Raw genomic sequence first — 15,884 nt, forward strand, 5'->3', positions numbered from 1 at the left:
AAGTCTCGTAATATTCTTCACTTTAATTATGTATTTTTGGTGTTTATAAAGCAAAACATTTATGTCTAAAGTTATACTAATTACAGGAGGATCATCAGGAATAGGAAAATCTATAGGTATCTTTTTAAAACAACATGGTTTTATAGTCTATGGTACAAGCCGAAGTCCTCAAAACTATACTAATCATCCTTTTAAAATTTTAGGTTTAGATGTAAAAGATGTGACTTCAATAGACAAAGCAGTTGCAGAGGTTATTACTGCTGAAGGGCAACTAGATGTACTTATAAATAATGCAGGTGTTGGTATTACTGGACCTATTGAGGAAATACCAGAAACAGAAATACTTAACAATTTTAACACCAATCTATTTGGACCCATAAACGTTATTAAAGCTGTTTTACCTCAAATGCGTAAACAACATAGTGGTTTAATAATTAATATCACTTCTATTGCAGGATATATGGGATTGCCATATAGAGGTGTTTATAGTGCTAGTAAAGGCGCACTAGAATTGTTAACCGAAGCTTTTAGAATTGAGATTAAAGATTTTGATATAAACATGGCTAATATTGCGCCTGGTGATTTTGCTACAAATATTGCTGCTGGTCGCTATCATGCACCTCTAAAAGAAGAGTCTCCTTATAAAAAATATGGAAGTGTTTTAAACGATATAGACGAGCACGTTAATAAAAGTAGCGATCCTATAGCTGTTGCTAAAATGGTATTAAAAGTTATTAATACTAAAAAGCCCAAAACACATTATAAAGTTGGTGCTTTTATGCAAAAATTCTCGATTGTTTTAAGGTTTCTATTACCAGATAAGGTTTATGAGAAGATGTTAATCAATCATTATAAGTTGTAAAAACAAGCCCCAAATTTCAAAAACTAAATTCCAAAGCAGAATTGCTATTTATTGATGTAGTTTGGAATTTATAGAAATCTAATATTTTTGTTTTGTTAATATCATTTCATATCATTTTTTAATGAAAGTAAAGAGAAGTTGTAACTTCGCAATTGTAAAACAAACACAATACTTATGAAATTTTTTATAGACACAGCTAATCTTGCTCAAATTAAAGAAGCCGAAGATTTAGGAATCTTAGATGGAGTAACTACAAATCCATCTTTAATGGCTAAAGAAGGTATAACTGGAACAGATAATATTTTAAAGCATTATGTAGCTATTTGTAATCTTGTTTCAGGAGATGTCAGTGCAGAAGTTATTGCTACAGATTTTGAGGGTATGGTTAGAGAAGGAGAGGCTCTTGCTGAACTTCACGAACAAATTGTAGTAAAATTACCTATGATTAAAGATGGTATAAAAGCTTGTAAATATTTTAGCGATAGAGGTATAAAAACAAATGTAACCTTAGTGTTTTCTCCAGGACAAGCATTATTGGCTGCAAAAGCAGGAGCAACTTACGTGTCTCCTTTTATTGGTCGTTTAGATGACATATCTACAGATGGTTTAAATCTTATAGCAGAAATAAGACACATATACGATAATTACGCTTTCGATACCCAAATATTAGCAGCTTCTGTGCGTCATACAATGCATGTAATTGACTGTGCTAAATTAGGAGCAGATGTAATGACAGGTCCTTTGAGTTCTATTGAAGGTTTATTAAAACATCCACTTACAGATATAGGCTTAGCAAAGTTTTTAGAAGATTATAAAAAAGGAAACTAAAGACTTTAAGCTAGTGTAGAAGTAAAAAAAACGCCTGAAAATTAAATTTTCAGGCGTTTTTTTTAAAATATTTTAAATTATTGGTTAAGTAAACCTAGTAACTCTTGTTCAAAGGTTATGTTGAACATGTTTGCTTTTGCATTTACTATTTCTCCTTTTTTGTTAAGTATAAACACTTTTAAAATAGGTTTTACAGATAGTGTCTCTCTGGATTGTTTTGGTGTTTTAAAACGGTATTCGTTTTCTATTCTAACATCATAATGTTTCAAAATATTAACTTGTTCTTCGTAAGAAATAGAGTCAACATTTATAGCTACAATATGAAATTCAGGATATTTTACATTAAGCTCCTTAGTTCGTTTATGAGAAGATATTAATTGGTTCTTATTGTTTTTGGTCCAAAAATAAATTATCGTAGGTTTTTTAATTAGCTCATAAATGCTAATTTCTTTTTCATTCTTATTGAGTAATTTTACGTTAGGAATTTTATTTCCTGGCTTTAACATTTTGTAAGAAATAACAAAATTTGTTGCTATTTCTTTATCCTTAGTATTTGTGCTTTTAGATTTAAAAGACTGCAGCATCTCGTCATAATCCTCTGTGTTTTTTGAGATGTTTACAAATTGACCCAAAACATATTTTAATAAGTCATTTTTAATTTCCTCATTAGTAACCGTTTCATCAATAAGTTTAAGTTTGTCTAGGTTGTAATGTAAATCTAACCTGTCATAAACACTATCTTTAGAATGCTTGAAATGATTTTGTAATGCAAGATTATTAAAATGAAATCTTAAAAATGAAAGATATGGACTATATTCTTTTAAGGCTTCATTGTTGTAGTCTATACTCTCTCGATAGCTGTAAAAGTCTTCCGGAAGACTGTTAAATGCATCTAATTCTGATATTTTATAGTTAGCTAATGGATACAATTCTTTATGTGCATAGTATTCGTAATTAATACTAGCTTCAGCGATTTCATCGAATAAAGCAGAAGTCTCATTTTTTAATCTAAAACGTTTTAACTTTTCAAGCTTTAGATCTCTAGATATCTTATAAATACTATCAAACTCTTCTGCTGTTTTTTGCCCTAATCCTAGAATTTTGTCATCTTCTAGCTCATTTAGCAAATACATTTCCATTAAAAAATTATTTTCTTTTGCACCTTTGCCTGTAAAGACTAAAGACTCATCAAAGTCTAATGTATTTAGACGAAGCATCAAGCTATCATTATGTTCAATTAAAAAATTTTGATATTCTCTACCATCAAAAAACCCATATAGTCCAGGCACAAAATCTGTAAACTTGTAAGAAAATCTATTGTTGTTATTAAGGTAGATGGTATCTATTGTAGCGCCAGATTTTATAATATAAATAGCGTTACTGTTTGGGTTTATAATTTCTCCTCCAAAGTATGCTTGGTTAGATGCAATATCTGCTTGGTCTTTTTTACAAGACGTAAAGAAACTTGTTAATATTATTAAAGAAAATAAAAAATTAAACTTCATAGTAAAAAATGCATCAATTTAATAAACAAATTTATGTTTTGTAAATGAACAGTGGTGTTAATGCGTTGTTAAATTGAAAATAAAAAAGTTAGTTATATAGTTTTAAGACTATTGGTAAACTTTATATAAGAGTGGTTTTGTTTTTTCAAACCGAAGATATTATTTACTTTTGCAAAACTTAAACGCGCTTTTATGTCGAGGAATAGCAGTGCTAAGTTTCAAGTTTAAAAAACTTTATAGTAAAAGAGTAAAAACCATCTGAGATAAAAATATATAGAATATATGTTATCAGTTTCAAATCTTTCTGTACAATTTGGTAAACGCGTCCTTTTCGACGAAGTCAATACGACTTTTAATAATGGAAATTGTTATGGAATTATTGGTGCCAATGGAGCAGGAAAATCAACGTTTTTAAAAATAATTTCAGGTCAGCAGGAAGCTAATTCTGGAAGTGTGCATTTAGAGTCAGGTAAGCGTATGTCTGTTTTAACACAAGACCACAATAAGCATGACGAAGATACTGTTTTAGAAACCGTTTTAAAAGGAAACAAACCCTTATATAAATTAAAATCTGAAATAGATGCTCTTTATGCAGATTACACAGATGCAAACGCAGAAAAAATAGGCGAGCTTCAAGTGCAATTTGAAGAAATGAATGGTTGGAATGCAGACAGTGATGCAGCTGCAATGTTATCTAACCTTGGCATTAAAGACGATGTGCATTATACATTAATGGCAGACCTTGACGGAAAACAAAAGGTGCGTGTTTTATTAGCACAAGCTCTTTTTGGAAATCCAGATGTGCTAATCATGGATGAGCCTACCAACGATTTGGATTACGAAACTATTTCTTGGTTAGAAAACTTTTTAGCTAATTACGATAATTGTGTAATAGTGGTTTCTCACGATAGGCATTTTCTAGATGCAGTATGTACACACATTAGTGATATCGATTTTGGGAAAATTACACACTTCTCTGGAAACTATACGTTTTGGTATGAGTCCTCTCAATTAGCAGCAAGACAACATGCACAACAAAACAAAAAAGCCGAAGAAAAGAAAAAAGAATTAGAAGAGTTTATTCGTCGTTTTTCAGCTAACGTAGCTAAAAGTAAGCAAGCTACAAGTAGAAAAAAGATGATTGACAAGCTAAATATTGAAGATATAAGAAGAACCAGTCGTCGTTATCCAGCAATTATCTTTGAACGCGATAGAGAAGCAGGAGATCAAATATTAAACGTCGAAGGACTTACAGCTTCTTTAGATGGCGAAATATTATTTAAAGACATAGACTTAAATCTAAATAAAGGTGATAAAGTGGTTTTGTTTTCTAGAGATTCTAGAGCAACTACAGCATTCTATCAAATATTAAATGATAATTTAAAAGCAGATTCTGGTAAATTTTCTTGGGGAGTTACAACTACTCAATCGTATCTTCCTTTAGATAATAGTAGTTTTTTTGAAAACGATTTAACCTTGATAGATTGGTTACGTCAATGGGCACAAACAGAAGAAGAAAGAGAAGAGGTAAATATTCGAGGCTTTTTAGGTAAAATGATTTTTAGTGGTGAAGAAGCCTTTAAAAAATCATCGGTTTTATCTGGAGGTGAAAAAGTACGTTGTATGCTTTCACGAATGATGATGACTAGAGCTAATGTTTTACAATTAGATGAGCCAACAAACCATTTAGATTTAGAAAGTATTACAGCTTTTAATAATTCTTTGAAGAATTTTAAAGGCACAGTATTGTTTACAACTCATGACCACGAGTTTGCACAAACTGTTGGTAATAGAGTAGTAGAGCTAACACCAAATGGCGTAATAGACAGATATACTACATTCGATGAGTATATGCAAAACCCAACAATTAAAGAGCTAAGAGAGAAAATGTATACTGTCTAGTAGGCAGATAACACTATAAAAAAACGCTCAAAAATCTCAGCTTTTTGAGCGTTTTAATTATTATTTACTTGAGTAAGTGACTGCCAACTGAAGACTACTTTACTGCTTACTAACCAGCTTCCATTTCACTTCTTACAGTTTCAACAATCCTAACAGCAACAGCTGTTTCGCTTTCATGGACGAAAACTTCTGGTTGCCCAATTAATGTTGCTCCAAATCCAGCTAACCTGCCAGATTCCGTTTCATCTTTAATTATTGGGTTTATACCTTCAGCTTCCAAACGTTGTTTGATTATTTGAACTATTATAGTTCCACCTGTATAAATTTTTATGTATTCAGAATCTGTCATAGCTTTGTGTATTAAAGGTTATACTTAAATATACGAAATAAATAGCATAACATAACAAATACAGGCTACTATAGTTTATGTTTTGTAAGAATTAAAAATTACTCTGCACTAAAGTAATTATAAAGTCTATACGCTCCATAACCAACCATAGCAATAGCAAGTACAAGTCTCATAGTTGAAACTGTTTCGTCTTCGAAAAAGTGTCTGTAAACAATATAACTTCCTAGTCCAGAAAATATCATTCCTGAGACTAAAATAAAAATACTTTTTTTAGGTGTTTGATTTTCCATGGTTCTCTTTTTTATCTTAATTCTGCTCCTAATTTACTTTCAAAATTATGTTGAAGCTTATTCATTATCTTGTCTACTATTTTGTCTGTTAGTGTTTTGTGCTCATCTTGAAACATAAAACTAACAGCATAACTCTTTTTGCCATTTGGTAAGTTTTTACCTTGGTAGACATCAAATAAACTCACGTTTTTAAGCAGTTGTTTTTCTGTTTGTTTTGCAATTGTGCTAATGTCTTCAAACTTAACTTTTTCATCTAATAACAAGGCGAAATCACGTCTAACTTCAGGGTATTTAGGAATTGCTGTAAACTTAATGTTATTGCGCTTTGCAACTTCAATAATATTATCCCAATTAAAATCTGCATATAAAACCACTTGGTTAATACCAAAATGCTTAGTAATTTTTGTTTTTACTATTCCAAAATCTACTAAAACTGTTTTACCTTGTCTGTATTGCATACCTTCAGAGAATACATCGTTTTTTGTAGCTGTGGATTTAAAACGCGAAACACCTAAGCGTTCTAAGGCAGCTTCAATAGTGCCTTTTAGATAAAAGAAATCACCTTTTTCTTGAACAGCTGTCCAGCTTTCTTGTGTTTTATTTCCAGTTACAAATAAGGTAAGGTGTTTATATTCTTCTCTTTCGCTGTTGTAATCGTGATAGGTTTTTCCAAATTCAAAAAACTTTAAATCATTTCGTCTTCTATTAATATTATAAGACACAGCTTCTAAGCCAGAAAATAATAACGATTGTCTCATTACAGATAAATCGTTACTTAAAGGATTTAACATGGTAATGTTATGTTCTTCCTTTAATTGTTCGCTTAGTGAAATATAATTTGGATTGGTTAATGAATTAGCCATAATCTCGTAGAATCCTCGAGAGGCTAATTGGTTACCAACTACATTTTGTAATTTGTGGTCATCAAATTTTGAAGCATTAGAAATAGAGGCATTAAGCTTTGTTGTGGTTTTTATATTATTGTAACCATATACACGAAGTATTTCTTCTATTACATCGGCTTCACGTTGTACATCGTTTCTGTAAGCAGGAATGGTTAAACCTAAACCAGTTTCTGTAACGTTTTTAACTTTGATTTCTAATGAAGATAAAATATCTTTTATGGTTTCCTTTGGGATTTCTTGACCAATTAGTTTTGTTACTTTATCGAAAGTAATATGAACTTGAAAATCTTCAATTTTTGTAGGATAAGCATCAGAAACATCACTTGTAATTTCTCCTCCTGCAACTTCTTTGATTAAAAGCGCAGCACGTTTTAAGGCATACTCAGTGATATTTGGGTCAATACCACGTTCAAATCTAAATGAAGCATCTGTGTTTAACGCATGACGTTTAGCTGTTTTTCTAACACTAACAGGATTAAAGTAAGCACTTTCTAAAAATATGTTTGTGGTGTTTTCTGAAACTCCAGAGTCTAATCCGCCAAAAACACCAGCGATACAGAGTGGTTTTTTTGTGTCACAAATCATTAAATCGTCTTCATGTAATTCACGTTCAACACCATCTAAAGTTGTAAACTTTGTACCTTTTGCAACTGTTTTAACTTCAATTTTATTACCTGTAATCTTATTAGCATCAAAGGCGTGTAATGGTTGTCCTAATTCGTGCAATACGTAGTTAGTTGCATCTACAATATTGTTTATTGGTGTTAAACCAATAGCTTTTAACCTATGCTGCATCCAAGCTGGAGATTCTGCAACCTTAACGCCAGATATGGTTACACCACAATAACGAGGTGCTAATTCTTTATCTATTACTTCAACATCAACCTTAAGCGAACGACTATCTACATGAAAGGCGCTAACAGAAGGTGTAATTAACTCTATATTAATATCCTTATGTTGTAAACCAGCTTTTAAATCTCGAGCAGTCCCAAAATGACTCATAGCATCTGCTCTGTTTGGAGTGAGGCCAATTTCGAAAACTTGATCGTTTTCAATGTTAAAAAGGTCTGCACAAGCGCTTCCAACAACAGTGTCTTCTGGTAAAACCATAATGCCATCGTGAGATTTACCAAGACCTAATTCGTCTTCGGCACAAATCATTCCAAAGCTTTCTTCACCTCGTATTTTACCTTTTTTAATGGTCCAAGCTTCGCCTTCTTCAGTATATAAAGTGGTTCCAATAGTGGCAACAGGTACTTTTTGACCAACAGCTACATTTGGTGCGCCACAAACTATTTGTACAGGTATATTAGCACCAATATTTACAGTTGTAACTTTTAATTTATCTGCGTTACTATGTTGTTCGCAAGTTAAAACCTCGCCAACAACAACGCCTTGTAATCCGCCTTTTATGCTTTGGTATGTTTCTAAACCTTCTACTTCAAGACCTAAATCTGTAAGCAATTCGCTAGTTTGTTCTGGTGTCCAATCAGTTTTTATAAACTGTTTTATCCAGTTGTAAGAAATCTTCATGTATTATACTTTAAGTGCGCAAATATAACAATAGTTATGGCTTAATTAAATTGAATATATGCTTTTTATTGTGAGGATTATGTTGTTATTTCGACTACTAAATTAAAAAAATAGAAAAATGCGTTATATTTTTATCTTATTAATATTATCAATAGTGTTTTCTTGTGAACAGAAACAGCCTCAAGAATTTCTTACTTTTGGTGACTACAGAGCAGAATTACAAGTTAGTGATACCGACCTATTGCCATTTACCTTTAAAGTAAAAGACGCTAATAGGCTTATTGTTTTTAATGCCGAAGAACAAATTGAAGTCAACGAAATAGAATACCGTAACGATTCTGTATTTATACAAATGCCAGTTTTTGAAGCGCTTTTAGCTGCAAAAATTGAAAACAAAACACTAAACGGAAATTTTATTATTGAGGGTAAAGATAGAGTAGTGCCTTTTAAAGCTGAAAAAAATAACACACGTTTTAATGTTACTACTAATGCTAAAGCTAATATCTCTGGAAGTTGGGAAACCGTTTTTAGTCCAAATTCTGAAAACGATAAATATAATGCTAAAGGCGTTTTTAAACAAAACGGAAACCAAGTTACAGGCACTTTTTTAACAGAAACTGGAGATTATCGTTTTCTAGAAGGTGTGGTTGATGGAGACCAATTAAAGCTTTCAACTTTTGATGGTTCTCATGCTTTTTTGTTTACAGCCAAAGTAACCGATTCTACTATTAACGGAACTTTTTATTCAGGTAACCACTGGAAAGAACCTTTCACGGCAAAACGAAATGATAATTATAATTTGCCAAGTGCAGATGCATTAACGTATTTAAAAGAAGGTTTTGATAGCTTAGACTTTACTTTTCCAGATGCAAATGGAAATTTGCTATCTCTACAAGATGAACGTTTTAAAAACAAAGTTGTTCTCGTGCAAATTATGGGAACTTGGTGTCCTAATTGTTTAGATGAAAGCAAGTACTATGCTGAGGTTTACAAACAATACAACGAAAAGGGTCTCGAAATTGTAGCTTTAGCTTTCGAATACGCTAAAACTAAAGAGAAAGCCTTTGCAGGTATTAAGCGCCTACAAGATAGAATAGATATAAACTATCCAATTTTATTAGCGCAAACAGGAACAACAAGTAAAACTAAAGCACAAGAAAAATTACCAATGCTAAATCATGTGTTAAGTTACCCAACTACAGTATTTGTAGATAAAAAGGGTAAAGTACGTAAAATACACACTGGCTTTAATGGACCTGCCACAGGAGAAAAGTTTGAAGAGTTTAAAGCTGAGTTTACAGAGTTTGTTGGTGTGTTATTGGAAGAGTAATAAACGGTCACAACGATGTTATTTCTTATTTATTAATCGCTAAAAACGACTCTCCGTTAGATCCGTTATTTTCGATTAAACATGGAGCAAGTGCACCAGGTAAAACAGCTTCTACAGCATGTTCTGCAAATTCACCACCTAAATCTGTTCGTAACCAACCTGGATCTAAAGTGTTTATTCTCACGTTTGTATTTTTTAGCTTAATCGCAAGATCATCTGTTAGTTTTATTAAAGCCCATTTAGAAGCGCCATAAGGTGCTAACTCAGGTTCGTGTTTTATACCAGATATAACATTTATTATACGTCCAAAGTTATTTTCTAACATTAAAGGTATAAATGCGGTACATAAGCTATATACAGCAAAAACGTTAACTTTCATACTTAACATCCAGTCTTCCCAACTGTGATTAAAATAATCTGCTTTATAAGGTGTCATGAGACCAGCATTATTATATAATATGTCAATCTCTATATTTAAATTTTTTACTTGTTTTATAATGTTTACCACATCTTCTTCAATAGATAATTCGCCATAAACACAAAAGGTTTTAATATTAAATTGTTTTAAAATATTTTGAGTGTTAATACAACTTTGTTTGGTTCTCCCATGAATAACAATGTTACATCCTAAATTAGCTAGACCAATAGCAATTTGTTGCCCAATTCCTCTGCTAGAACCAGTTATAAATGCATTTTTACCACTTATATCAATCATATATTAATTCTTTTATTTTTCTAAAGTGATACTATCTATAAGTAGTTTAAAATCTTCTGCTTTTTTGTTTCCAATCAAAAAGGCTAATTCTTCAATAGTTGTTTTATCAAAGTTTGGGTAGTTTAAAGTTCTGCCTCTAAAAGCTGGATATAGCTCTTTTAAATTGATTGTAATGGTTTCCCATTCGCCAGAAGTTTTAAATGTAGTAATGTAAGAGTAACGCTGGTTTCTATCTGCTTTAATTCTAAATTGGTAGTTTTTACCATCGCCTTTTAATTTAATGCATACTTTGGTATTTCTAGCAATATCTATAGTTTCTGTAATGTAGCGTAAAGAAGAAAATCCACCATTGTTTTCTAGAGATACTTTACCGCTAAAAACACCATGACCATCTTTGTTTAATTCAAAATTTCCGTTAGAGCGTCCTCCCATTACAACGTCGTCTACAATGCGCCAATTAGAAATGTTTGCCTCTTTTGTAAAGTTAAAAATAGGAGTAGAAGTCATAGTTATAGAGAATAATAAAATGAAGGCTAATGGTTTCATAGCTTGTTTTTCTTCAAATTTACAACTTAAGCTTTAGTGATTTTCAAAACAAAACGTTAAAAACAATTGTAAAAAGTATTTAGAAAAATAGTAAATATTATTGAAGAGATTGCCATTTCGTTTTCTGTCACTTAAGGCTATGACATTTGAATTATAATAAACAGTTATTTACTTTTACTTCTAACGATTCACTATAATTAACCATGAATAGTTTCGCTCTTGCCATAACTCTTTATCAATTCGCCTTCAAAAGCAACGAGTTCTTGCCAGCGCTTATCGACGTCGATGTCTTTTCCGTATTGTCTTGCAAAGGTGATAAATGTGGTGTAATGTCCAGCTTCGCTAATCATTAAATCGTGATAAAATTTAGAGAGTTCATCATCATTTATGCGTTGAGATAATAATTTAAAACGTTCGCAGCTTCTGGCTTCTATCATAGCAGAAAACAGCAATCTATCTACAAAGCTTTGTTGTCTGCTTCCACCTTTATTCATAAACTTATAGAGTTGGTTTACATAATGGTCTTTACGTTCTCTGCCTAATGTATAACCACGTTTTTTAATAATGTCGTGTACCATTTCAAAATGCTCCAACTCTTCTTTGGCAAGTTTTAAAAGCTCGGTTACTAGTTCTGGATATTCGCTATTATGCGTAATTATGGTAATAGCATTTGTTGCGGCTTTTTGCTCACACCAAGCGTGGTCTGTTAATATTTCTTCAATATTACTTTCTACAATGGTTACCCAACGTGGATCGGTTTCTAGTTTAAGGTGGAGTATGCTCATAGTTTACTATTTTTTGTAAAGATAATTATTATAGAAATTAAAATGCAGTGTCACTTCGAGTGAATTTTTTTTTTTAGAATTTTGTATCGAGAAGTTACAAGCTATAAGGCTTCTCGATACAATTTTTCGTGCCTCAAAATTACTCGAACTGACAAAACCAGTTACTTATCATAAATGGTCTTTAGTTTCTTGAAAACAAATTGTGCACTTGTAATTGCGCCTTCCATTTTACCAGAAAATACTGGGCTTGTTTCTGCTCCAGCAATAAATAACCTATTGTTTAAATATGTGTTTTGATACAATGGATGACCATTATTAGTTTGAGGCATTAAAAACGTGTCGTTACCAACTAAAGTCTGCTTTTCATCTTTCCAAACACATTCTTCATAGCTGTCGTATTCAAGTGCTTGATCACCATAAAAAGTTTGTAATTGTTTAATTATTAGTGCTTTTCTCTGGTCTCTAGTGTAGTCACTAGATTTACTATTTATAAAACCACTTAAAGCGAATAAGCTGTTATTTGCATTAGAATGATCGTAAAACTCTTGAATTGGTTCTGCGCTGCTGTAAATTGTGCCACTAGTATTTTTATTTTGCCAAAATGCATTTTTATAAGTGATGCCAACTCGAATAGAGTCTTGCATCCAAGTATGTGTGTTCAGAATTAGTTGCTTTATGTCTTTTGATAATGTAGGTTCAGTAGTTATAGTTTTTGAGAATAATGAAGGTGGAAGTGTTGCTATAACGTGTTTGCAATGGTATTTATAAGTTGTTGCCTCTATTTCTAAACCACCATTATGTGTTTTAATAGATTGAACACTTTGATTACAGTCAATTGAATTCTCTGGAAGCTTTTCAACTAAAGCCTTGATTACAGAATAGGTGCCGTCTTCAATACGATAACTCACTGCATTGTTTTTGGTAACTTAACTAACTGTGCAGCTTGCATCTGGTTAGGTTGGTATATAGCTGTTTTACCATAGTATTGCTTAAAAACACGAATGTTGAGCTCTTTTAATAGTTTTATAGCTGCGACTTGTTGTTCTATAAGCCATGTTGCACCTAGCTCAATAGGAGCTTGGTTAGTATTGTATTTCGTTTTTATTCTACCACCAATAGTAGGTCGAGCTTCTGTAATTTTAAAAGATATATTTAGGTTTTTTAGGTAGTAAGCTAGTGTTAAACCCGTTAATCCTGCACCAATTATTAGTATATCTGTTTTAATTGTATTCATTGGCTACGAAATATAGTTCCAAATATTCTTGTATCTGCTCATTTGTCTATAGGTTTCTAGAATCTCTGCGTTTTCTTCATGAATAAGAGATGGATCTTTTTCTAAAATGGTTTTAGCGTAATAGCGAGCATGTTTTAATATGTCGTTATCTTTTACAATATCTGCTATTCTAAGATTTAAAATACCACTCTGTTGTGTTCCCATAATATCTCCAGGACCACGCAATCTTAAATCGACTTCTGCAATCTCAAAACCATCATTGGTTCGAACCATAGTTTCTATGCGTTTTTTACTGTTTTCAGACTGTTTGTGGCTCGTCATTAAAATACAATAGCTTTGTTCTGCACCTCTACCAACACGTCCTCGTAATTGGTGTAATTGCGATAAGCCAAAACGTTCTGCGCTTTCAATAATCATGACTGAAGCATTGGGTACATTTACGCCAACTTCTATTACAGTTGTTGCCACCATTATTTGCGTTTGGCCTTTAATAAAACGTTGCATTTCGAACTCCTTATCTGGTGGTTTCATTTTGCCATGTACAATAGAAATTTGATACTCTGGAGCAGGAAAATCTCGAGCGATACTTTCGTAGCCATCCATTAAATCTTTATAGTCCATTTGTGCACTTTCTTGTATTAATGGATACACAATATACACCTGTCTTTTTTTCTTGATTTCTTCTCTTATAAATCTAAAAACTTTTAGTCTATTTGAGTCGTATCTGTGTACTGTTTTTATGGCCTTTCTTCCTGGTGGTAATTCGTCTATAATTGAGATGTCTAAATCACCATAAACAGACATGGCTAAAGTTCGTGGAATTGGTGTTGCAGTCATAACCAAAACGTGAGGAGGAAAGGTGTTTTTTTTCCATAATTTAGAACGTTGCTTTACTCCAAATCTGTGTTGCTCGTCTATAATTGCTAAGCCTAAATTTTTAAATTTTACCTTATCTTCAAGTAATGCATGTGTACCAATTAAGATGTCTAACTTGCCATTTTCGAGCATTTCGTGAATTTCTCGTCTTTCTGAAGTTTTACTTGAACCTGTGATTATTTTTATGCTGATTTCTAGATTTTTACATAATTCATTTAATCCGTTATAGTGTTGTACTGACAAAATTTCAGTAGGTGCCATTAAGCAGGCTTGAAAACCGTTGTCAAGCGCTATTAGCATTGACATTAGAGCTACTATTGTTTTTCCAGAGCCAACATCGCCTTGTAATAAGCGATTCATTTGTGCGTTACTGCCCAAATCTGCTCTAATTTCTTTTAGCACTCTTTTTTGTGCACCAGTTAATTCGAATGGTAAATGATTATTAAAAAATGAATTAAAGTGCGCTCCAACGGTTTGAAAAGGAAAGCCTTTTATTTTCGATTTATGGATTAAATTTTTTAAAATTAATTGTAATTGTATATAAAATAACTCTTCAAATTTTAGTCTAAATTCTGCCTTAGAAAGTGCTTCAGAATCTTTAGGAAAATGAATGTTTAAAAGCGCTTCAGATTTAGAGATTAATTTAAGATTTTCAAGTAGGTTTTTTGATAGCGTTTCAACAAATTTTCCGTTAGTTTCAAGGAATAAATTTTGCATGATTTTTATCATCAAACGATTGGTAATTCCTCTGTTGGATAACTTCTCTGTTGAAGGATAAATAGGTTGTAAAGTTGAGCGTAAATTTTGCTCGTGTTCGGTAAGTAATTCTATGTCTGGATGTGCCATATTATACTTCCCTCCAAAATTGTTTACTTTACCAAAAACAACATAAGGTACATTTATTTTTAAGCTTTCTCTAATCCATTTTTGTCCTCTAAACCAAACTAATTCCATAACACTAGTATCGTCTTGAAAAGTAGCAACTAAACGCTTTCCTTTTTTTTGAGCGATTTCTTTAAAACCAGTTATTTTTCCAATTATTTGAACTTCGGCAGTGTTAGGATATAATGTGTTTACTTTATAATACTTTGTACGGTCCAGATAGCGATTAGGAAATAAGTTAATGAGGTCTTGATAGGTATGAATACCAAGTTCTTTTCGGAGCAAATCGGCACGATTTGGTCCAACACCTTTTAAATAATCAATAGGAGTTTGTAAATTGGTAGCCATAATACAACGAATTTAATGTATTTCTCTTTAAAGTTAAAGTGGTTTATAACAAAAAAGACCACCATTTCTGGTAGTCTTTTTTAATATTATGAATTCTAATATGTTTATTGCTCTCCCTTAAGGACTAATAAAGGTTTTCTGCTTTCAAAATCAGATTTTCTAACACTATTATCGTTTAATGTTTCGCTCCATAATTTCTCGAAGAATCCACGTTTACGTCTAAAAACACAAATAAGGTCTGGTTCTACAACATGAATATACTCTAGAAGACCTTGAAACAATGTTGCGTTTTCAGATGAATAATATTTAGAAGTTAAAATAGCTAAATCTTTATCGAACATTAAATCTTCTGGGAGGTAATCTGGAGTTTTAACTTGTAAAAGCGTCATTTGAGCTTTAAGTTGTAAAAGTATTGTTTCTATAGGCTTTGTAGCACCTTCTTCTTTAACAATACCAGATTTTATAGCAGTTAATACGGTATTTATGGTTTTAAATTTATAATCCTCAGGAACTAATAAAACAGGCATGTCTGTTTTTCTAACGATGCTTCCAGATAAATCATCTAAAAATAATTTTTCGTTTGTTTTAGGTGTTCTTGCAGAGGCAACAATTAAATCTACATTAAAATCTGTACAAAACTCTTTTATGTATTCTAAAGTTTCACCTTCAAAATAACGGAAGTTTATATCAATACCTTGATTTTTAGCATGTGCTATAATTTCTTCTAAATGGTCTTTCTCATCAATTTCTGTTAATTGAATACCATAAATCATATCTGCTCCAACGGCTTTAGCAAAGTCTATGGCGTAAATTAGTGTCGCTTTTTTCTCCTTTAAAGAGCTAATTGGTACTAAGAATGTTTTCATATTATACTCTAAATTTTTTGCAAAAGTAGTTTTTTTAATAGAATTATTAGCATAGTTGCTAATATTTCGTTGAAATGCAGATATTTAGTGTAATCAGATTTTAATTACTAAGGTATAGTTAATTGTAA

General features: G+C 31.8%; 15 protein-coding genes. 4 read left to right on the forward strand and 11 right to left on the reverse strand.

Features of this window, described 5'->3' with window-relative positions; translation table 11 throughout:
- Window positions 1–61: 61 nt before the first annotated feature.
- Window positions 62–862, forward strand: a complete 801-nt coding sequence (locus tag P8H50_RS07000; protein ID WP_300207087.1) for an SDR family oxidoreductase — start codon at window positions 62–64, stop codon at window positions 860–862.
- Window positions 863–1,036: 174 nt separating this feature from the next.
- Window positions 1,037–1,690, forward strand: a complete 654-nt coding sequence (gene fsa, locus P8H50_RS07005; protein ID WP_300207089.1) for a fructose-6-phosphate aldolase — start codon at window positions 1,037–1,039, stop codon at window positions 1,688–1,690.
- Between the two features lie 77 nt (window positions 1,691–1,767).
- Here the strand turns inward: fsa and P8H50_RS07010 are convergent, their stop codons facing one another.
- Complete coding sequence (locus P8H50_RS07010; protein ID WP_300207092.1) at window positions 1,768–3,195, reverse strand: hypothetical protein; 1,428 nt, start codon at window positions 3,193–3,195, stop codon at window positions 1,768–1,770.
- Between the two features lie 282 nt (window positions 3,196–3,477).
- On the opposite strand from P8H50_RS07010, the gene P8H50_RS07015 reads away from it, so the two are divergent.
- Window positions 3,478–5,097 (forward strand): ABC-F family ATP-binding cassette domain-containing protein, encoded by a 1,620-nt coding sequence (locus P8H50_RS07015; protein WP_300207095.1) that lies wholly within the window; start codon window positions 3,478–3,480, stop codon window positions 5,095–5,097.
- 109 nt (window positions 5,098–5,206) lie between these two features.
- On the opposite strand, the gene P8H50_RS07020 is transcribed toward P8H50_RS07015, so the two are convergent.
- The 3 genes from P8H50_RS07020 to pheT all read right to left on the reverse strand — a co-directional run bounded on the left by P8H50_RS07020 (window position 5,207) and on the right by pheT (window position 8,174).
- On the reverse strand, window positions 5,207–5,446 hold the full coding sequence (locus P8H50_RS07020; RefSeq protein ID WP_300207097.1) for a DUF2007 domain-containing protein: 240 nt from the start codon (window positions 5,444–5,446) through the stop codon (window positions 5,207–5,209).
- 98 nt (window positions 5,447–5,544) lie between these two features.
- Window positions 5,545–5,736: a hypothetical protein gene (locus P8H50_RS07025; RefSeq protein WP_300207100.1), complete on the reverse strand. Its 192-nt coding sequence runs from the start codon at window positions 5,734–5,736 to the stop codon at window positions 5,545–5,547.
- Window positions 5,737–5,747: 11 nt separating this feature from the next.
- Window positions 5,748–8,174: a phenylalanine--tRNA ligase subunit beta gene (gene pheT, locus P8H50_RS07030; RefSeq protein ID WP_300207103.1), complete on the reverse strand. Its 2,427-nt coding sequence runs from the start codon at window positions 8,172–8,174 to the stop codon at window positions 5,748–5,750.
- A 118-nt stretch (window positions 8,175–8,292) separates the two neighbouring features.
- On the opposite strand from pheT, the gene P8H50_RS07035 reads away from it, so the two are divergent.
- Window positions 8,293–9,504 (forward strand): TlpA disulfide reductase family protein, encoded by a 1,212-nt coding sequence (locus tag P8H50_RS07035; RefSeq protein WP_300207105.1) that lies wholly within the window; start codon window positions 8,293–8,295, stop codon window positions 9,502–9,504.
- Between the two features lie 25 nt (window positions 9,505–9,529).
- Here P8H50_RS07035 and P8H50_RS07040 read toward each other — a convergent pair whose 3' ends face one another.
- The 7 genes from P8H50_RS07040 to P8H50_RS07070 all read right to left on the reverse strand — a co-directional run bounded on the left by P8H50_RS07040 (window position 9,530) and on the right by P8H50_RS07070 (window position 15,756).
- On the reverse strand, window positions 9,530–10,219 hold the full coding sequence (locus P8H50_RS07040; RefSeq protein WP_300207108.1) for an SDR family oxidoreductase: 690 nt from the start codon (window positions 10,217–10,219) through the stop codon (window positions 9,530–9,532).
- Between the two features lie 12 nt (window positions 10,220–10,231).
- A complete protein-coding gene (locus P8H50_RS07045; RefSeq protein WP_300207110.1) occupies window positions 10,232–10,765 on the reverse strand; it encodes a CIA30 family protein in 534 nt (177 codons plus the stop codon).
- Between the two features lie 197 nt (window positions 10,766–10,962).
- A complete protein-coding gene (locus tag P8H50_RS07050) occupies window positions 10,963–11,544 on the reverse strand; it encodes a tRNA-(ms[2]io[6]A)-hydroxylase (RefSeq protein WP_300207179.1) in 582 nt (193 codons plus the stop codon).
- 167 nt (window positions 11,545–11,711) lie between these two features.
- Complete coding sequence (locus P8H50_RS07055) at window positions 11,712–12,458, reverse strand: FAD-dependent oxidoreductase (protein WP_300207112.1); 747 nt, start codon at window positions 12,456–12,458, stop codon at window positions 11,712–11,714.
- Window positions 12,455–12,784, reverse strand: a complete 330-nt coding sequence (locus P8H50_RS07060; protein WP_300207115.1) for an FAD-dependent oxidoreductase — start codon at window positions 12,782–12,784, stop codon at window positions 12,455–12,457. The genes P8H50_RS07055 and P8H50_RS07060 overlap by 4 nt, the downstream gene beginning before the upstream one ends.
- Window positions 12,785–12,787: 3 nt before the next feature.
- On the reverse strand, window positions 12,788–14,890 hold the full coding sequence (gene recG / locus P8H50_RS07065; RefSeq protein ID WP_300207117.1) for an ATP-dependent DNA helicase RecG: 2,103 nt from the start codon (window positions 14,888–14,890) through the stop codon (window positions 12,788–12,790).
- 104 nt (window positions 14,891–14,994) lie between these two features.
- Window positions 14,995–15,756 carry a universal stress protein gene (locus P8H50_RS07070; protein ID WP_300207119.1) on the reverse strand — a complete coding sequence of 254 codons (762 nt, stop codon included), beginning with the start codon at window positions 15,754–15,756 and terminating at the stop codon, window positions 14,995–14,997.
- Between the last annotated feature and the right edge of the window lie 128 nt (window positions 15,757–15,884).

Source organism: Lacinutrix sp., from assembly GCF_029238095.1.
In the GTDB taxonomy this organism is placed as follows: domain Bacteria; phylum Bacteroidota; class Bacteroidia; order Flavobacteriales; family Flavobacteriaceae; genus Lacinutrix.